This window comes from Aquincola tertiaricarbonis (genome assembly GCF_023573145.1).
Lineage (GTDB): Bacteria > Pseudomonadota > Gammaproteobacteria > Burkholderiales > Burkholderiaceae_C > Aquincola > Aquincola tertiaricarbonis_B.
The window spans coordinates 2172320-2190751 of the sequence record NZ_CP097636.1 but is presented as its reverse complement, the minus strand read 5'-3'; the positions used below and the strand labels follow the sequence as shown (position 1 = coordinate 2190751).

Genomic DNA, 18432 nt, shown 5'->3' with positions numbered 1-18432 from the left:
ATGGCCATCATTGAAGTCAAGGTTCCGCAACTGAGCGAATCGGTCGCGGAAGCCACCCTGCTGACCTGGAAGAAGAAGCCCGGCGAAGCCGTTGCTGAAGACGAGATCCTGATCGAGATCGAGACCGACAAGGTCGTGCTGGAAGTGCCGGCGCCCGCCGCCGGCGTGCTGGCCGAGTTCGTCAAGCAGGACGGTGCCACCGTCGCCAGCGACGAAGTCATCGCCAAGATCGACACCGAAGGCGTGGCCGGCGCTGTGGCGCCCGCCGCCGCCCCGGCACCGGCTGCCGCCCCGGCCGCCGCACCCGCGCCGGCCGCCGCCGCCGCCCCCGCGGCCGGTGGCAGCAAGAGCGACGTGGCCATGCCCGCCGCCGCCAAGCTGCTGGCCGACAACAACCTGTCGGTGGGCAGCGTGGCCGGCACCGGCAAGGACGGCCGCGTGACCAAGGGCGACGTGCTGGGTGCGGTGGCCGCTGGCGCCGCCGCCCCGGCCGCCAAGGCCGCACCGGCGCCGGCCGCGGCTCCGGCGGCCAAGCCGCTGCCCCCGGTGGCCGCCCCGGCCATCGTGCAGAACCTGGGCGACCGCCCGGAGCAGCGCGTGCCGATGAGCCGCCTGCGCGCCCGCGTGGCCGAGCGTCTGGTGCAGTCGCAGTCCACCAATGCCATCCTGACCACCTTCAACGAGGTCAACATGGCCCCGGTGATGGAGATGCGCAAGAAGTTCCAGGAGAAGTTCGAGAAGGAGCACGGCGTCAAGCTGGGCTTCATGAGCTTCTTCGTGAAGGCGGCGGTCGCGGCGCTGAAGAAGTACCCGGTGATCAACGCCTCGGTCGACGGCACCGACATCGTCTACCACGGCTACTTCGACATCGGCATCGCGGTGGGCTCGCCCCGCGGCCTGGTGGTGCCCATCCTGCGCAATGCCGACCAGATGAGCTTCGCCGACATCGAGAAGAAGATCGCCGAATTCGGCCAGAAGGCGCGTGACGGCAAGCTGTCGCTCGACGACCTGACCGGCGGCACCTTCTCGATCAGCAACGGCGGCACCTTCGGCTCCATGCTGTCCACGCCCATCATCAACCCGCCGCAAAGCGCGATCCTGGGCGTGCACGCCACCAAGGACCGCGCCGTGGTGGAGAACGGCCAGATCGTGGTGCGCCCGATGAACTACCTGGCGATGAGCTACGACCACCGCATCATCGACGGCCGCGAAGCCGTGCTGGGCCTGGTGACGATGAAGGAAGCGCTGGAAGATCCGGCGCGCCTGCTGTTCGACATTTGACCCACCTTCCGGAGCGGCGCACGCCGCTCTTCTTCCAAGGGGGCGCCGCCAGCGGCCCGGCAAAGCCGGTTCCGCGGCGTCCGCTTGGATCAAGACCAATCGGTACACACCATGGCAAGTAAGAGTTTTGATGTTGTCGTGATCGGCGGCGGCCCCGGCGGCTACATCGCGGCCATCCGCGCGGCCCAGCTGGGCTTCAACACCGCCTGCATCGACGAATGGCAGAACGCCAAGGGCGGCCCCGCCCCGGGCGGCACCTGCACCAACGTCGGCTGCATTCCCAGCAAGGCGCTGCTGCAGTCCAGCGAGCACTTCGAGCAGGCCAACCACCACTTCAAGGATCACGGCATCGGCCTGGACAACCTGTCCATCGACGTGCCGAAGATGCTGGCCCGCAAGGACCTGGTGGTCAAGCAGAACAACGACGGCATCCTGTACCTGTTCAAGAAGAACAAGGTCAGCTTCTTCCACGGCCGCGGCTCGTTCGCCAAGGCCACCGAAGGCGGCTACGAGATCAGCGTCGCCGGCAAGGAAGCCGAGACCCTGGTGGCCAAGCACGTGATCGTGGCCACCGGCTCCAACGCCCGTGCGCTGCCGGGCGTGCCCTTCGACGAGGTCAACGTGCTGTCCAACGACGGCGCGCTGAAGGTCGGTGGCGTGCCCAAGAAGCTGGGCGTCATCGGCTCCGGCGTCATCGGCCTGGAAATGGGCTCGGTGTGGCGCCGCCTGGGCGCTGAAGTCACCGTGCTCGAAGCCCTGCCCACCTTCCTGGCGGCGGTGGACGAGCAGGTGGCCAAGGAAGCCCACAAGGCTTTCACCAAGCAAGGCCTGAAGATCGAGCTGGGCGTCAAGATCGGCGAGATCAAGAACGAAGCCGGCGGCGTGACGGTGGCCTACACCGACGCCAAGGGCGGCGCGCAAAGCCTGGCCGTGGACAAGCTGATCGTCTCGATCGGCCGCACGCCCAACACCATCGGCCTCAATGCCGAGGCGGTGGGCCTGAAGCTGGACGAGCGCGGCGCCATCGTGGTGGACGGCGACTGCAAGACCAACCTGCCCAACGTGTGGGCGGTGGGCGACGTGGTGCGCGGCCCGATGCTGGCCCACAAGGCCGAGGAAGAAGGCGTGGCCGTGGCCGAGCGCATTGCCGGCCAGCATGGGCACGTCAACTTCAACACCATCCCGTGGGTGATCTACACCAGCCCCGAGATCGCCTGGGTCGGCCAGACCGAGCAGCAGCTCAAGGCCGAAGGCCGCGCCTACAAGGCCGGCAGCTTCCCGTTCATGGCCAACGGCCGTGCACGTGCGCTGGGCGACACCACCGGCTTCGTCAAGTTCCTGGCCGATGCCAAGACCGACGAGATCCTGGGCGTGCACATCGTCGGCCCGATGGCCAGCGAGCTGATCGCCGAGGCCGTGGTGGCGATGGAGTTCAAGGCCAGCGCCGAAGACATCGCGCGCATCTGCCATGCGCACCCGTCGCTGTCCGAAGCCACCAAGGAAGCCGCGCTGGCCGTCGACAAGCGCACGCTCAACTTCTGATGGCAGCCGGGCTTGCGCACGGCCTGCCTGCCTGACGCCATGGGTGTCAGACAGGTTTACGAAGCCGCGCTGCAGGCCCGCGGCTACAAGAGCGACCCCGCGCAGCTGCGCGCCATCGCGGCGCTGGAACGCTGCGAGAACGAGTGGATCGACTACCTGGCCCAGCGCAGCAACGCGGTCACCCGCCTGCTGCGCCGGCCGCCGATTCCGCGCGGCGTGTACATGGTGGGCGGTGTGGGGCGGGGCAAGAGCTTCCTGATGGACTGCTTCTTCCAGTCCGTGCCGCTGCGCCGCAAGACGCGGCTGCACTTCCATGAGTTCATGCGCGAGGTGCACCGCGAGCTGCAGGAGCTCAAGGGCCTGCAGAACCCGCTGGATGAACTGGGCAAGCGGGTGGCGCGGCGCTTCCGGCTCATCTGCTTCGACGAATTCCACATCGCCGACGTGACGGACGCGATGATCCTGCACCGCATGCTGGAGGCGCTGTTCGCCAACCGGGTGAGCATCGTCACCACCAGCAACTTTCGCCCCGAAGGCCTGTACCCCAACGGTCTGCACCGCGACCGCATCCTGCCCGCCATCGACCTGCTGAACGAGCGGATGGAGGTGATCGACGTCGACAACGGCACCGACTACCGCAGCATCACGCTCGAGCAGGTGGCGATGTACCACACGCCGCTGGGCCCCGAGGCCGACGCCGCGATGAACGAGGCCTTCGACAAGCTGGCCGAGGCGCGCGACGAAGACCCGGTGCTGCACATCGAGCAGCGCGAGATCCGCTCGCGCCGCAAGGCCGGTGGCGTGGTGTGGTTCGATTTCAAGCAGTTGTGCGGCGGGCCGCGCTCGCAGAACGACTACCTCGAGATCGCGACGCAGTTCCACACGGTGCTGCTGTCCAACGTGCCGATGATGCCGCCCAACCTGGCCAGCGAGGCCCGGCGCTTCACGCTGTTGATCGACGTGCTGTACGACCGCCGGGTCAAGCTCATCCTGTCGGCGGCGGTGCCGGCCGAGCAGCTGTACACCGAAGGGCCGCTGGCCCACGAGTTTCCGCGCACGGTGTCGCGGCTCAACGAGATGCGCTCGGCCGAGTTCCTGGCGCTGGAACGGCGCGACGTCGACACCCGCATCACCTGAAGGCTGGCGCATGAACCGACTGCCCGTACGCCGGCTGCCCTGGCGCCGCCTGACCACCGTGCTGGGTTGTGCGCTGGCACTCGGCGCAGTTGCTGGCGCCTGGCAGGGCTCCGCCCACGCGGCTGAAGCAGGTGCTGCCGCCTCGGCGGCGCCGGCATCCGCGGCCATGCCTTCGGCCGCCGATGAGCGCCGCCGGCTCGATGCCGAGCAGGCCGCGGCCGACGCCCGCTACCGTGAGCGCGAGGCGCAATGCCGCCGGCAGTTCATCGTCACCGCCTGTGTGAACGAGGCCAAGGCCGAACGCCGCGAGGTGCTGGAGCGCCTGCGCAGCCAGCGCCTGCTGCTGGATGAAGCCGCCCGCAAGCAGCGCGCGGCCGACCGGCTGGCCGAGATCGAGAGGCGCCAGCAGGAACGGGCCGATGGCGAGCGCGAGGCCGCCGCACGGGCCGCCCAGCGGGCATCGGACGTCTCGGGCCGCGGCGCCCGCGAAGCGGCTGCCCCGGCTTCAGCGGCCGGCAGGTCGCTCCCGGTGCCGCAGCCGCCCACCGCGCAGGAGCGCCGCGCCGAAGAGGCCAGGGCGGCCGAACGTGCACGCGAACGTGCCGCGCGCGCCTCCGAAGCCGAGGCGCACCGCGAGAAGGTGCTGGAGCGCAACCGCCGCGAGCCGCCCGCGGCACCATTGCCCACGCCCAGCGCGCCGCGCTGAGCGCTCATCGTTCTCCAGCGCGCCGCGCTGAGCGCTCATCGTTCTCCAGCGCGCCGCGCTGAGCGGGCGGGCAGGCTCAGCGTGCGGCGCTGGCCGGCACGCCCGCGCCGCGCGGCATCGGGTCGATGCGCAGCAGCGCCAGCGACAGGTTGTCGCCACCGCCACGCGCGCGCTGGCGGGCCTTGTTGATCAGCATCTCGGCCGCTTCCCGCGGCGGCAGCGCATCGACGATGGTGCCCAGCTCCTGCGGGGTGAAGTAGTGCCACAGGCCGTCGCTGCAGGCCAGCAGGCTGTCGCCCACCTCCAGCCGCTCGATCGACTTCAGCGTCAGCGGCGGGTCTTGCTGGGTGCCCAGGCAGCCGGTCAGCAGGTTGGACTGCGGATGGCTGTTGGCCTCGTCCTCGGCCAGCCGGCCTTCGTCGATCAGCCGCTGCACGAACGAGTGGTCGATGGTGCGCGACACCATGTGCGGCCCGCGGAAGTGGTAGATGCGCGAGTCGCCCGCATGCACCAGATGGCAACTGCGGTCAGCGCCCACCAGAAAGGCGGCCACCGTGCTGTGCGGCTCCTCCTCGGCGGTGATCGCGGTCAGCTTGATCATCAGGTGCGCTTCCTGCACCAGTTGCTTCAGCGTCTCGGCGGCGTCGTCGCTGCCCGGCACGAAGCGGTCGAACAGCTGGCGCGCGGTCAGCAGCACCTGATCGGCCGCCTTGCGCCCGCCGCTCTTGCCGCCCATGCCATCGGCCAGCACCGCCAGCGCATAACCGGGCACACGAGCATGCGTCAGCAGCTCGACCTGGTCCTGCTGGTAGGCACGGTCGCCGCGGTGGATGCCGGTGGCCGCCGTCAGCCGGTGGCCGGCTGCGGCAGTGGGGGAGGGGGCGGAAGCGGGGAAGGCGCTGGACATCACGGCAATATACGGGAAGGAGTGGCCTAAACTCAGCCGGCTGCCATGTCCGACAACCTGCACTCGCCCCAGCGCCTGCTCATCGAGCTTCGGATGGAGCATGCCGACCTCGACAGTGTGATCGATCGCCTGGCGCTGACGCAGCCCGATGACGACCTGGCGCTGCGCCGCCTGAAAAAGCGCCGGCTGCTGCTGCGTGACCAGATCGCGCGGCTGGAAGTGCAGCTCGAGCCGCCTGAGCCGGCCTGATGCCGCCGGACGCCCACCGCCTCTTTCGCCTGTTCACCGAGTGACCGACTTCCCCGACGTCGCGCCCGACGCGATGCCCGACGCCTGGCCTGCCGGCCCCGCGGCCGACCCACCGGCCGCACCCGCGGTCGACCTGGCCGAGGCGGTGCGACGCGCCTTCGCGCTCGACGGGCCGCTGTCGGCCGCCGACCCGCATTACATGGAGCGCGAGGGCCAGCAGCGCCTGGCGCTGGCCGTGGCCCGCGCGGTGGAAGAGCGCAGCGCGCTGGTGGCCGAGGCGGGCACCGGCACCGGCAAGACCTTCGCTTATCTGGTGCCGCTGCTGCTTTCGGGCCGGCGGGCGCTGGTCAGCACCGCCACCAAGAGCCTGCAGGACCAGCTTTTCCTGCGCGACCTGCCGCGGCTGCGCGATGCGCTGCAGGTGCCCGTCACGCTGGCGCTGCTCAAGGGCCGGGCCAGCTACCTGTGCCTGCACCGGCTGGAGCAGGCGCGCCAGACCATCTCGCTGGCCGACCGCTTCGCGCTGCGCGCGCTGGCCCGCATCGAGCAGTGGGCGCAGACCACCGCCGGCGGCGACCTGGCCGAGCTGGAAGGCCTGGACGAGCGTTCGCCGGTGATCCCGATGGTCACCTCCACCCGCGACAACTGCCTGGGCACCGACTGCCCGCGCTACCGCGACTGCCATGTGATGAAGGCCCGCCGCGATGCGATGGCGGCCGACCTGGTGGTGGTCAACCACCACCTCTTCTTCGCCGACATGGCGCTGCGCGACAGCGGCGTAGCCGAGCTGCTGCCCACGGTGGATGCCGCGGTGTTCGACGAAGCGCACCAGCTGGTGGACGTGGGCACCCAGTTCCTGGGCCGTGCGCTGGGCACCGCGCAGCTGGTGGACCTGGCGCGTGACCTGCTGGGCCTGGGCCAGCAGCAGGCCCGCGGCCAGGCCGACTGGCAGGCGCTGGCCGCTGCTTGCGACAAGGCCGCGCGCGAGCTGCGCATCGCGGCCGTCGGCCCGCTGCGCGAGGTGCATGCCGCCCTCAAGCTGCGCTGGGCCGAGCGGGCGGAGCACGACGGCTTCCTCGACGCCATCGACAACGTGGGCGCCGCCTTCGATGCCGCGGTGCAGGCACTGGAAGGCGTGAGCGACGGCCAGCCCGACCTGGTGCGGCTGCAGGCGCGTGCCGAGCATGCGGTGCAGATGGCCCAGCACTTCGTGGAACCCGGCACCCCCGACCATGTGCGCTGGGTGGACCTGAGCGCCCAGCAGGCGAGGCTGATCGAAGCGCCGCTGGACATCCGCGAGCTGTTGACCGAGCAGCGCAACGCCGCGCCGCGGGCCTGGGTGTTCACCTCGGCCACGCTGGGCGACGACGAGGAGCTGCGCTGGTTCACCGTGGCCGCCGGCCTGGAAGATGCCGCCAAGCTGCGCGTGGGCAGCCCCTTCGACTACCCGGAGAACGCGCGCCTGTTCATCCCGCCGCGCTTTCCCAAGCCCAACGATCCTGGCCATGCCGAGGCGGTGGGCCGGCTGGCCGGCCGCTGCGCCAGCGCGCTGCGCGGCCGCACCTTCGTGCTCACCACCACCTTGCGGGCGATGCAGACCATCGCCCAGGCGCTGCGCGACGAGCTGGCCTGGGCCGGTGGCGACGTGGAGGTGCTGGTGCAGGGCCAGCAGCCCAAGCGGGCGCTGATGCAGCGCTTCCTGGCCAACCCGGCCAGCGTGCTGGTGGGTTCGCAGAGCTTCTGGGAAGGCATCGACGTGCCGGGCGATGCCTTGCAGTGCGTGCTGATCGACAAGCTGCCGTTCCCGCCGCCCAACGACCCGCTGGTGGAAGCGCGGGTCAAGCGCATCGAAAGCGAAGGCGGCAATGCCTTCGGCGAGCTGTTCGTCGCCGATGCCGCCATCAGCCTGAAGCAGGGCGCCGGCCGCCTGATCCGCAGCGAAACCGACCGCGGCCTGCTGGTGGTGTGCGACCCGCGCATGGCGCAGATGAACTACGGCCGCCGCCTGCGCGCCGCGCTACCGCCCATGACCCTAGCCACCAGCGAGCAAGAGGCGCTTGATTGGCTTCATCACCTCGCTGAGCAACACACCTGACCGGGCAATTGACCCAGCCGTGAGCCCCCCGCCGAGCCGCCTCAAGGGGCGGCTCACCGCCCCCCCGGGGGGCTGGCGCCGCGCATGCGGCGTCAGGGGGCAGACATCACCAGAACTGCCACCAAGCCTTCTCGCGCTCGCGCAGGCCTTCCGAGAGGAACTTGCTCTCCGGGAAGTTGGTTTTCAGCACCCGCGTGCTGTCGTCGCGCAGCTGCTCCAGGCCCAGGCGGTCATAGCTCATCGCCATGATGTACAGCGCCTCTTCCACCGCCGGCGAGCGCTGGAACTCCTGCGTAGCCTGCTGCGCCCGGTTGGCGGCGGCCACGTAGGCGCCGCGCTTGTAGTAGTAGCGGGCCACATGCACTTCGTACTCGGCCAGCGCATTGACGATGTAGTTCATGCGCTCGCGCGCGTCGGGCGTGTACTTCGAGCCCGGGAACTGCTCGCTCAACTGCTTGAACGACTGGTACGAATCGCGCGACGCCTGCTGGTCGCGCTCGGACAGCTCCTGCCGCGACAGGCTGCCCAGGAAGCCCAGGTTGTCGTTGAAGTTGACGATGCCGCGCAGGTAAAGCGCATAGTCGTAGGCCGGGCTGGACGGGTGCAGCTTCATGAAGCGGTCCAGCACCGCCAGGGCCTCGGTGCGCTCGCCGGTGCGGTAGTGCACATAGGCCAGGTCCAGCGTGGCCTGCTGCGCCAGCAGAGTGCCGGCGGCGCGGCCCTCGACGCGTTCCAGCGTCTTGATGGCCCGCTCATAGTTGCCCGAGGACATGTCGTCCTGGGCGTCTGCATACAATTTGTCGACCGCTTGCTGCGAGTTCGGGTCTTCCTTGGGCGTGGAACTGCAGCCGCCGAGCACCAGGGCGCCAGCCAGCGCCGGGATCGCGAGCCAACGGGCAGCGCGTTGCACGGGTCGGGAAACGGTCATCTTCAACGCCGGGATCGATTCCGGCTCCACTAAAAAATCGACTGCGAATTATATGGTTGCCCCCCCAGGCCGACCCGGCCGTGCGCCGGGCACCGCCGCCGCTGCCGCAGCGCCCGACGACGAGTTGCTGGCGCCGGCCCTGTCCGCGCTGGACGATGAGGCCGCCCAGGCCGAGGCCGGCGACCCCGCCGACCAGGAGGCCGAGACGCGCGCCTGGTCGGTCAGCGCCGCCGAGCACGGCCAGCGGCTGGACAAGGTGCTGGTGCTGCACGCCGGCGAGTTCTCGCGCAACCACCTGCAGTCGCTGATCGAGCGCGGCCATGTGCAGGTGGACGGCGCGGCCGCGGCCAGCGCCTCGCGCAAGCTCAAGCTAGGGCAGGCGGTGCAGGTCACGCTGGTGCCCACCGCGCAGAGCCGCTCCTTCCGCGCCGAGGCCATGGACCTGCGGCCCGTGTTCGAGGACGAGCACCTGCTGGTGATCGACAAGCCCGCCGGCCTGGTGGTGCACCCGGCCGCCGGCCACTGGAGCGGCACGCTGCTCAACGGCCTGCTGGCGCATCACCCCGGCGCCTTCGACCTGCCGCGTGCCGGCATCGTGCACCGGCTGGACAAGGACACCTCCGGCCTGATGGTGGTGGCCAAGACGCTGCCGGCGATGACTGCGCTCACCCGCGCCATCGCCGCGCGCGAGGTGCACCGCGCCTACCGCGCGCTGGTGCACGGCGAGATGAAGCTGCTGCCCTTCACCGTCGAAGCGCCGGTGGGGCGTGATCCGCAGACGCGCGTGCGCATGGCGGTGGTGGGCAGCGGCAAGCCGGCCCGCACCGACGTGCAGCCGCTGGCCGCGCGCCAGGGCGTGTGCGCGGTGCGCTGCACCCTGCACACCGGCCGCACCCACCAGATCCGCGTGCACATGGCGCACAAGGGCCATCCGCTGGTGGCCGACACGCTGTACGGCGGCCGGCCGCTGCTGGGCCTGGCGCGGCAGGCGCTGCATGCGGCCGAGCTGCGCTTCGAGCATCCGATCGGCGGCGGTGAGCTGGCCTTCGAGGCCCCGCTGCCGGCCGACCTGGCGGCCGCCTGGTCGCAGATTTGTGACGACGCGTCGAGCAGCTGAGGCGATTCCCTCTTTAGGGGGCTACAATGCGGCTCCAACACGTCGCGTTCCGCAGGCAGTGGCCCATGGGCCAGGCGCCTCGCCCGAACCGGCAACAGGTCTCTTCCGCCATCCGGCCGTCACCAGCCGGCCTGCCCGCGAAGAGCCTCCGAGACCTGCCAAGAGCAGTGGCCCCCGCGGTGCCGAAGAAGAACCACACCGCCGGGATCCGATTCCGCCCATGTTGTGAACGCCGCCGGTAACGCCCGGCGCCCCTTCAAGCAGAGCCCATGAACACACAGGATGCGAAGCGCGTCCTCGAAACCGCGCTCATCTGTGCCCAGCAGCCCCTGCCGCTGCGCGACATGCGTGCGTTGTTCGATGACCGCGTCGGCGTCGACACCTTGCGCAGCCTGCTCGACGAGCTGGTGCGCGACTGGGAAGGCAAGGGCGTCGAGCTGGTGGCCCTGGCCTCCGGCTGGCGCTTCCAGAGCCGGCCCGAGATGCGCGACTACCTCGACCGGCTGCACCCCGAGAAGCCGCCGCGTTACTCACGCGCCGTGATGGAGACGCTGGCCATCGTGGCCTACCGCCAGCCGGTCACGCGCGGTGACATCGAGGACATCCGCGGCGTGACGGTCAGCACCCAGATCGTCAAGCAGCTGGAAGACCGCAACTGGATCGAGGTGATCGGCCACCGCGATGCCCCCGGCCGGCCGGCGCTGTACGCCACCACCCGCCAGTTTCTCGACGACCTGGGCCTGGCCAGCCTGGATCAGCTGCCGCCGCTGGAAGGCACGCCGGCTGCCATCGATCTGATGGCCACCGGCCTGGCCGATCAACCCTCGCTGCTCGAAGCGCCCGCCGAGCCGTCCGACTCCACCGAACCTTCCTCTTCATCCGAAGCGCAAGCATGAACGCCAACGACTCCGATCTGCCCTCCGACCTGCCGGTGGATGCCGCTGCAACGGCCGCCCCCCAGGACGGCGAGGCCAAGCCCAAGCGCCGGCGCACGCCGCGCAAGACGGCGGAGGCGACGGACAGCGGCGCCTCGGCCACTGAGGCTGGGGTGGCGGCCGCCGCCGAGCCTGCGGCCGCTGCGCCCGACGCGCCAGAAGCTGCCGCACCGAAGCCGCGCCGCCGCACGCGCACGGCGGCTGCTGCCGCGGCCGAAGGCTCGGATGCGCCCGCAGCCGTGGAAGCGGCTGCCGCGGCGGTGAGCGCCAGCCCGGTCCCGGCTTCGGCCACGGCATCGGCGGATGAGCCGGCTGCCAAGCCCGCCCGCCGCCCGCGCAAGCCCAAGGCTGCCGCGGTGGAAGGCGAGGGTACGCAGGCCTCGCTGTCGTTCGACGGCACGGCCGACGGTGACGCGCAAGCGCAACCGGCCCCGGTGGAAGCCCGTGCTGCGGCGCCGGTCGAAGGCGCGGACGCGAGCGAACCCCACGCTTCTCAAGACCGTGGCGAGGCTGAACCCGGTAGCGGTGAAGCCGCGGCCGACGGCGCCCCGACCGGCGAGCGTTCATCCCGCTCGCGCAACCGCCGCCGCGGCCGCAAGGACCGGGGTGAGCGTGGTGAGCGCGTGGCGGGCGAGCCGGGTGCCGAGCAGCGCGCCGAAGGGCCGGGCGAAGGCCGCAAGGAGCGTGGCGACAAGCCCCGCCAGGACAAGCCGCGTGGCGACCGCAAGCCCGGCCAGCCGCCGGTGGCACGCCCGGATACCACGCCGCTGTTCGCCGAGGTGCTGTCCGGCGCCTTTGACGACGCGGTGGAACTGGCCCAGGAAGACGCTGCGCAGGCCGAAGCCGATGCGCTGGGCGCGCCAGCCGGCCTGCCCGAAGGCGCGGCCGAAGCGGACGGCGCCCCCCTGGCGGCCGAGCAGGCCGCTGATGCCGCCGGCGCCGAAGGCGAGCCGGCCGGTGACGACGCCGACGGCCCCGCCAAGCGCGTGCTGGCCGCCGATGCCGATGCGCCCAAGCTGCACAAGGTGCTGGCCCAGGCCGGCGTCGGCTCGCGCCGCGACATGGAGCAGCTGATCGCCGAAGGCCGCATCACCGTCAACGGTGAGCCGGCCCACACCGGCCAGCGCATCTCCTGGGGCGACCGCATCCAGGTCAACGGCAAGCCGATCAAGGTGCGCATCGCGCCGTCGCCGGCCCGTGTCATCGCCTACCACAAGCCGGTGGGCGAAGTGGTCACGCTGGACGACCCGCAGCAGCGGCCCACCGTGTTCCGCAAGCTGCCCCGGCTGCAGCACGGCAAGTGGCAGTCGGTCGGCCGGCTGGACATCAACACCGAAGGCCTGCTGCTGTTCACCACCTCGGGCGACCTGGCGCACCAGCTGATGCACCCGCGCTTCGGCGTGGAGCGTGAGTACGCGGTGCGGGTGCTGGGCACGCTGGAATCCGAGGCCAAGGCCAAGCTGCTGGAAGGTGTGGAGATCGACGGCCAGAAGGCCGCCTTCACCAGCATCGAAGACGGCGGCGGCGAAGGCCTGAACCGCTGGTACCGCGTGGTCATCAACGAAGGCCGCAACCGCGAAGTGCGCAAGCTGTTCGACGCGGTGGGTCTGACGGTCAGTCGCCTGATCCGCATCCGCTACGGCAGCGTGGTGCTGCCGCGCGGCCTCAAGCGCGGCGTCTGGGTGGACCTGGAAGAGCCCGATGTGAAGCTGCTGCGCCGGCTGATCGGCCAGGTGCCGCGGGGCCCCAAGGAAGGCCGCGAGGCGCGTGAAGGCGAGGGCGGCGGCGGCCAGCATGGCAAGCAGGGCCGCAACGGCAAGCGCGGGCAGGGCGGTGGCCAGAACGGCGCCCAGGCGCGCGGTGACCGTGGCGAACGAGGCGATCGCCCGCCGCGTGGCGAGCGCGGTGACCGCCCCGACCGTGGCGACCGCAACAACCGCGGCCCGCGCGAGCGTGGCCCGGTGATCCCCGATCCGCTGCTGCAGACCTTCGACAAGCGGCTGGCGCGCGAGGCGCGTCAGGCCCGTTCCAATCGCCCGATCCGCGAGGACGGCCCGATTCCGAACCCGCTGCAGCAGACCTACGACAAGCGGGCGCTGCGCGAGAACCGCGAACCGCGCCGTGAGCGCGAGGACGGCCCGATTCCGAATCCGCTGCAGCAGACCTACGACAAGCGCGCGATGCGCGAGCTGAGCCAGCAGCGCCGCGACTATGGCGACGACGGCCCGATCCCGAACCCGCTGCAACAGACCTACGACAAGCGGCTGATGCGCGAGCACAACGCGCCGCGCCGTGAGTACAGCGAGGACGGCCCGATCCCCAATCCGCTGCAGCAGACCTACGACAAGCGTCTGGTCAAGGGCGGCGGCAACGCCGGCAACCCGTTCCCGCGCAAGAACGGCGGCGGTGGAGGTGGCGCCAAGGCCCGCGGCGGCAAGCCCGGCGGCCCCAACCGGGGCGGCGGCGGTGGTGGTGGCCGTGAGCCCGATCCGATGCAGACCTCGGTCGGCTACATCGGCGCCGATGCCTTCCACCGCAAGGGCGGTGGCGGCGGGCGGGGTGGTCGCGGCGGCGGCAGTGGTGGTGCCGGCGGCGGTGGTGGCCGTGGCCGCCCCGGTGGCCGCGGCGGTCGCTGACCGGCTGCGCCGGGTTACAATCCAAGGCTTTGCCAAGTTATTGATTCAGGAGAGATTTTCATGGCCATCGAACGCACCCTGTCGATCATCAAGCCCGACGCCGTCGCCAAGAACGTGATCGGTCAGATCTACGCCCGCTTTGAAGGCGCTGGCCTCAAGGTGGTGGCAGCGCGCATGGCGCACCTGTCGAAGGGCGAGGCGGAAGCCTTCTACGCCGTGCACAAGGCGCGTCCGTTCTTCAACGACCTGGTCAGCTTCATGATCTCGGGCCCGGTGATGATCCAGGTGCTGGAAGGTGAAGGCGCCATCGCCAAGAACCGCGAGCTGATGGGCGCCACCGACCCCAAGAAGGCCGACAAGGGCACCATCCGCGCCGACTTCGCCGACAGCATCGACGCCAACGCCGTGCACGGCTCCGACGCCGCGGAAACCGCCGCCGTCGAGATCGCCTTCTTCTTCCCCGGCATGAACGTCTACAGCCGCTGATCCGCGCGCTGGAAGTCCGCATGGCCGAGCTGCAGCCGTCTCCCGTCTCCGCCGCCGCTGCCCCTGGCAGCGCCGATGGCGGGCCGGCGGCTGCGCGGGTCAACCTGCTGGACTTCGACCTCGAAGGCCTCACGGCCTTCTGCGAGCAGCTGGGCGAAAAGCGCTTCCGCGCCGTTCAGCTGTTCCGCTGGATTCACCAGAAGGGCGCTGCCGATTTCGCGCAGATGTCCGACCTGGCACGCTCGCTGCGCGACAAGCTGGCCCACCGCGCCGAGGTGCGGGGCCTGGCCATCCTCAGCGAGCAGGCTTCCACCGACGGCACCATCAAGTGGCTGTTCGACGTGGGCAACGGCGACGCGGTGGAAGCCGTGTTCATCCCCGAAGCCGATCGCGGCACGCTGTGCGTGTCGTCGCAGGCGGGCTGTGCGGTGGGCTGCCGTTTCTGCTCCACCGGCCACCAGGGCTTCAGCCGCAACCTGTCCACCGGCGAAATCCTCGCCCAGCTGTGGTTCGCCGAGCACCACCTGCGCCAGCGCCTGAAGCTGGCCCCGGGTGAGCGCGCGATCGACAACGTGGTGATGATGGGCATGGGCGAGCCGCTGCAGAACTACTGCGCGCTGGTGCCGGCGCTGCGGGTGATGCTGGACGACCATGGCTATGGCCTGTCGCGTCGGCGTGTCACCGTCAGCACCTCCGGCGTCGTGCCGATGATGGACCGGCTGCGGGTGGATTGCCCGGTGGCACTGGCCGTCTCGCTGCATGCGCCCGAAGACGGCCTGCGCGACCAGCTGGTGCCGCTGAACCGCAAGTACCCGCTGGCCGAGCTGATGGCCGCCTGCGAGCGCTACCTCGAAGCCGCCCCGCGCGACTTCATCACCTTCGAGTACTGCATGCTCGACGGTGCCAACGATGCTCCCGAGCAGGCGCGCCAGCTGGTGCGCCTGGTCACCGGGCGTGCCGGCACGCCGGCCGTGCCCTGCAAGCTCAACCTGATCCCGTTCAACCCGTTCCCGGCGTCGGGCCTGCTGCGCTCGCCCAAAGAGCGGGTCGACGCCTTCGCTCAGGTGCTGATCGAGTCGGGCATCGTCACCACGGTGCGCCGCACCCGCGGCGACGACATCGCCGCCGCCTGTGGCCAGCTGGCCGGCGAGGTGCAGGACCGCACCCGCGCCAGCGAGCGGCTCACCCGTCCGGCGATCCGCATTGCGCCGGCTCCCGTCACGCCTGAGGGAGACCGCCTGCACGGGCGGAGGGCCGGTTGATCGTGCACCGCGCTGTCGCGTGGGTGCTGGGTGGGCTGGCCGCGGCCAGCCTGCTGGCGGGCTGCCAGACCGTGCCCGGTGGGGCCGGCCCTTCGGGCCTCCAAGGCAGTGCGCAGGAAATCCGCACCGCCTCCGACCAGACCGACAACGACCGCCGCGCGCGGCTGCGGCTGGAACTGGCCGCCGCCTATTTCGGCCGCCAGCAAAACGAGGTGGCGCTGGACGAGGTGAAGCAGGCCCTGAACGCCAAGCCCGACATGGGCGAGGCCTACAACCTGCGGGGCCTGATCTACGCCGCGATGGGCGAAGACCGGCTGGCCGACGACAGCTTCCAGCGGGCGCTGCAGCTGAACCCGCGCGACGGCGATGCCAAGCACAACTACGGCTGGTTCCTGTGCCAGCAGCGGCTGTTCCCGCAGGCGCAGCAGCAGTTCGACGCCGCCTTGTCGCTGCCGCAGTACCGCGACACGGTGCGCACGCTGCTGGCCCAGGGCGTGTGCCAGGCGCGCGCCGGCCAGCTGGACGCGGCCGAGCGATCGCTGGTGCGCTCGTATGAGCTGGACGCGGGCAACCCGACGGTGGCCCTGAACCTGGCCGAGGTGCTGTACCTGCGCGGCGAATACGAACGCGCGCGCTTTTATGTGCGCCGGCTCAACCTGCGCCAGGAAAGCTCCAACGCCCAGTCGTTGTGGCTGGCGGTGCGCATCGAGCACCGCCTGGGCAACCGCGGCGGCGTCGAGGAATGGGGTCGCCAGCTGAAGGCGCGCTTTCCGCAGGCGCCGCAGACGCTGGCCTTCGAAAGAGGACGATTCGATGAGTGAGGCTGTGCCCGCAACCGCGGGCGGGCTGCTGAAGGCAGCGCGTGAGAAGCAGGGCATCCACATCGCGGCGCTGGCCGCGGCCATCAAGGTGACGCCGCGCAAGCTGGAGGCCCTGGAGGCCGACCGCTACGGCGACCTGCCCGACATGACCTTCGTGCGGGCGCTGGCCAAGACCGTGTGCCGCTCGCTCAAGATCGAGGCCGAGCCGGTGCTGGCGCTGCTGCCGCACCAGGCCGACAGCGGCACCGCGCTGGCGCAGGTGAGCACCGGGCTCAACCAGCCCTTCCGCGAGCGGCCTGCGCGCGGCGACCCGCCCGACTGGGCCGTGCTGCAAAAGCCCGTGCTGTGGGGCGCCGGCGCCGTGCTGCTAGCCGCGCTGGTGGTGTATCTGCTGCCCGAGCGGGCGCTCGACCGCCTGACCGGTGCCGAGCGCAGCGCTGCCGGCAATGCGGGTGAGATCGTCGGTGCCGCGGCCACGAGCGCATCCGGCGTGGTCAACGAGGTGATCGAGGCTGCCTCGGCCGCCATCGAGACCGTGCATTCGGTGCCGTCTGCGGCGGAGCAGGGCGCCTCGCAGCTGAGCAGCGCGCCGGGCACCAGCACCACCATCCTCAACACGCCGGTGCCGCCGGTGCCGCCCACCACGCCGGCCACCACGGCACCGGCGGCAGTGCCGTCGCCCGCCGCTTCCGCCGCGGTGGCGGCCGCCAGGCCCGCGGCCAGCGTGCCGGCCGCGACCAGCCCGACGACCCCCAGCCCCACGGCGCCGGCCGCCGGTGCCCTGGTGCTGCGCGCCAGCGCCGAGAGCTGGGTCGAGGTGCGCGACCGCGCCGGCAAGGTGCTGCTGTCGCGCACGCTGCAACCCGGCGAAACAGTCGGCGTGGATGGGGAGATCCCCCTCAAGGCGACAATCGGCAATGCCGCCGGCACCCAGGTCACGTTCCGTGGCCAGCCGGTCGACACGTCGACCACCCGGGACAACGTGGCCCGGCTCGAACTCAAGTGAACGCCATGAACACCGCCTCCGACGCCGCCCCCTTCGACGGCACTGACGACGTCATCGAAGCTGCCAACCCGCGGCCGCGCCGCTCGCGCCAGGCCCGCGTGGTGTGGGGCGACCGCGTGGTCACGGTGGGCGGTGACGCGCCGGTGCGGGTGCAGTCGATGACCAACACCGACACGGTGCAGGTCATCGACACCGCGATCCAGGTCAAGGAGCTGGCCCAGGCCGGCTCGGAGATGGTGCGCATCACCGTCAACACGCCCGAGGCGGCGCAGGCGGTGCCGCACATCCGCGAGCAGCTCGACCGTATGGGCGTGGACGTGCCGCTGATCGGCGATTTCCACTACAACGGCCACCGGCTGCTGACCGAGTTTCCGGACATGGCGCAGGCCTTGTCCAAGTACCGCATCAACCCCGGCAACGTGGGCAAGGGCGACAAGCGCGACCGCCAGTTCGCGATGATGGTCGAGGCGGCCGCCAAGTACGGCAAGGCCGTGCGCATCGGGGTCAACTGGGGCAGCCTGGACCAGGAACTGCTCGCCTCGCTGATGGACGACAACGCCCGCCGCGCCACCCCGTGGGACGCGAAGCAGGTGATGTACCAGGCGCTGGTGCAGTCGGCGCTCGAATCCGCCAGCTACGCCCGTGAAGTGGGCCTGGACCCCAACCAGATCATCATCAGCTGCAAGGTCAGCGGCGTGCAGGACCTGGTCTCGGTCTACCGCGCGCTGGCCCGCCGCTGCGACTACGCGCTGCACCTGGGTCTGACCGAAGCCGGCATGGGCACCAAGGGCACGGTGGCCTCGGCCACCGCGCTGTCCATCCTGCTGCAGGAAGGCATCGGCGACACCATCCGCGTGAGCCTGACGCCGCAGCCCGGTGAGGCCCGCACCCAGGAAGTGGTGGTGGCCGGCGAGATCCTGCAGGCCCTGGGCCTGCGCAGCTTCAACCCCTGCGTCACCGCCTGCCCGGGTTGCGGCCGCACCACCAGCACCACCTTCCAGGAGCTGGCCAAGCAGATCGACGACCACCTGCGCGCCAGCATGCCGGTGTGGAAGGCGCGCTACCCCGGCGTCGAGACGCTGAAGGTGGCGGTCATGGGCTGCATCGTCAACGGCCCGGGCGAGAGCAAGCATGCCGACATCGGCATCAGCCTGCCCGGCACCGGCGAGGCGCCGGCCGCCCCGGTCTTCATCGACGGCGAGAAGGCCATGACGCTGCGCGGCGAAGGCATCGCCACCGAATTCCAGAAGATCGTCGAGGGCTACATCGAGAAGCGCTTCGGCGCTGCGGCCTGACGACCGGCCGGCCTGCCGCGCACGGCGGG

At 70.8% G+C, this 18432-nt stretch carries 16 protein-coding genes; 14 read left to right on the top strand and 2 right to left on the bottom strand.

From position 1 onward, the window contains the following. From odhB to MW290_RS24350, 4 genes are all read left to right on the top strand, one after another. Positions 1 to 1281: a 2-oxoglutarate dehydrogenase complex dihydrolipoyllysine-residue succinyltransferase gene (odhB, locus tag MW290_RS24365; protein ID WP_250196934.1), complete on the top strand. Its 1281-nt coding sequence runs from the start codon at positions 1 to 3 to the stop codon at positions 1279 to 1281. 111 nt (positions 1282 to 1392) lie between these two features. Beyond that, entirely contained in the window at positions 1393 to 2823 is a 1431-nt protein-coding gene (gene lpdA, locus MW290_RS24360) for a dihydrolipoyl dehydrogenase (protein ID WP_250196933.1), read from the top strand. Between the two features lie 39 nt (positions 2824 to 2862). Then, positions 2863 to 3960: a cell division protein ZapE gene (gene zapE, locus MW290_RS24355; RefSeq protein ID WP_250196932.1), complete on the top strand. Its 1098-nt coding sequence runs from the start codon at positions 2863 to 2865 to the stop codon at positions 3958 to 3960. A 10-nt stretch (positions 3961 to 3970) separates the two neighbouring features. Beyond that, the gene (locus MW290_RS24350) at positions 3971 to 4666 is read left to right on the top strand and encodes a hypothetical protein (RefSeq protein ID WP_250196931.1); all 696 of its coding nucleotides are present in this window, start codon (positions 3971 to 3973) and stop codon (positions 4664 to 4666) included. A 76-nt stretch (positions 4667 to 4742) separates the two neighbouring features. On the opposite strand, the gene MW290_RS24345 is transcribed toward MW290_RS24350, so the two are convergent. Next, positions 4743 to 5573 carry a PP2C family protein-serine/threonine phosphatase gene (locus tag MW290_RS24345; RefSeq protein WP_250196930.1) on the bottom strand — a complete coding sequence of 277 codons (831 nt, stop codon included), beginning with the start codon at positions 5571 to 5573 and terminating at the stop codon, positions 4743 to 4745. A gap of 45 nt (positions 5574 to 5618) precedes the next feature. On the opposite strand from MW290_RS24345, the gene MW290_RS24340 reads away from it, so the two are divergent. Both MW290_RS24340 and yoaA read left to right on the top strand, forming a co-directional pair. Beyond that, positions 5619 to 5822, top strand: coding sequence for a YdcH family protein (locus MW290_RS24340; RefSeq protein WP_250196929.1), 204 nt, complete (start codon positions 5619 to 5621; stop codon positions 5820 to 5822). A 73-nt stretch (positions 5823 to 5895) separates the two neighbouring features. Then, positions 5896 to 7917: a DNA repair helicase YoaA gene (gene yoaA, locus MW290_RS24335; RefSeq protein WP_250200103.1), complete on the top strand. Its 2022-nt coding sequence runs from the start codon at positions 5896 to 5898 to the stop codon at positions 7915 to 7917. Positions 7918 to 8023: 106 nt separating this feature from the next. Here yoaA and MW290_RS24330 read toward each other — a convergent pair whose 3' ends face one another. Continuing rightward, positions 8024 to 8845: an outer membrane protein assembly factor BamD gene (locus MW290_RS24330; protein WP_250196928.1), complete on the bottom strand. Its 822-nt coding sequence runs from the start codon at positions 8843 to 8845 to the stop codon at positions 8024 to 8026. A 52-nt stretch (positions 8846 to 8897) separates the two neighbouring features. On the opposite strand from MW290_RS24330, the gene MW290_RS24325 reads away from it, so the two are divergent. From MW290_RS24325 to ispG, 8 genes are all read left to right on the top strand, one after another. After that, positions 8898 to 9962 (top strand): RluA family pseudouridine synthase, encoded by a 1065-nt coding sequence (locus MW290_RS24325; RefSeq protein ID WP_250196927.1) that lies wholly within the window; start codon positions 8898 to 8900, stop codon positions 9960 to 9962. 269 nt (positions 9963 to 10231) lie between these two features. Continuing rightward, positions 10232 to 10858, top strand: a complete 627-nt coding sequence (gene scpB, locus MW290_RS24320; RefSeq protein WP_250196926.1) for an SMC-Scp complex subunit ScpB — start codon at positions 10232 to 10234, stop codon at positions 10856 to 10858. Further along, positions 10855 to 13533 (top strand): pseudouridine synthase, encoded by a 2679-nt coding sequence (locus MW290_RS24315; RefSeq protein WP_250196925.1) that lies wholly within the window; start codon positions 10855 to 10857, stop codon positions 13531 to 13533. The genes scpB and MW290_RS24315 overlap by 4 nt, the downstream gene beginning before the upstream one ends. Positions 13534 to 13593: 60 nt before the next feature. Further along, positions 13594 to 14019, top strand: a complete 426-nt coding sequence (ndk, locus tag MW290_RS24310) for a nucleoside-diphosphate kinase (RefSeq protein WP_046111464.1) — start codon at positions 13594 to 13596, stop codon at positions 14017 to 14019. A 20-nt stretch (positions 14020 to 14039) separates the two neighbouring features. Further along, the gene (rlmN, locus tag MW290_RS24305) at positions 14040 to 15281 is read left to right on the top strand and encodes a dual-specificity RNA methyltransferase RlmN (RefSeq protein ID WP_250196924.1); all 1242 of its coding nucleotides are present in this window, start codon (positions 14040 to 14042) and stop codon (positions 15279 to 15281) included. Between the two features lie 2 nt (positions 15282 to 15283). Continuing rightward, a complete protein-coding gene (gene pilW, locus MW290_RS24300) occupies positions 15284 to 16102 on the top strand; it encodes a type IV pilus biogenesis/stability protein PilW (protein ID WP_310740179.1) in 819 nt (272 codons plus the stop codon). Next, a complete protein-coding gene (locus MW290_RS24295) occupies positions 16095 to 17108 on the top strand; it encodes a RodZ domain-containing protein (protein ID WP_250196922.1) in 1014 nt (337 codons plus the stop codon). The genes pilW and MW290_RS24295 overlap by 8 nt, the downstream gene beginning before the upstream one ends. Positions 17109 to 17113: 5 nt before the next feature. Next, positions 17114 to 18403 (top strand): flavodoxin-dependent (E)-4-hydroxy-3-methylbut-2-enyl-diphosphate synthase, encoded by a 1290-nt coding sequence (ispG, locus tag MW290_RS24290; protein ID WP_250196921.1) that lies wholly within the window; start codon positions 17114 to 17116, stop codon positions 18401 to 18403. Positions 18404 to 18432: the final 29 nt, after the last annotated feature.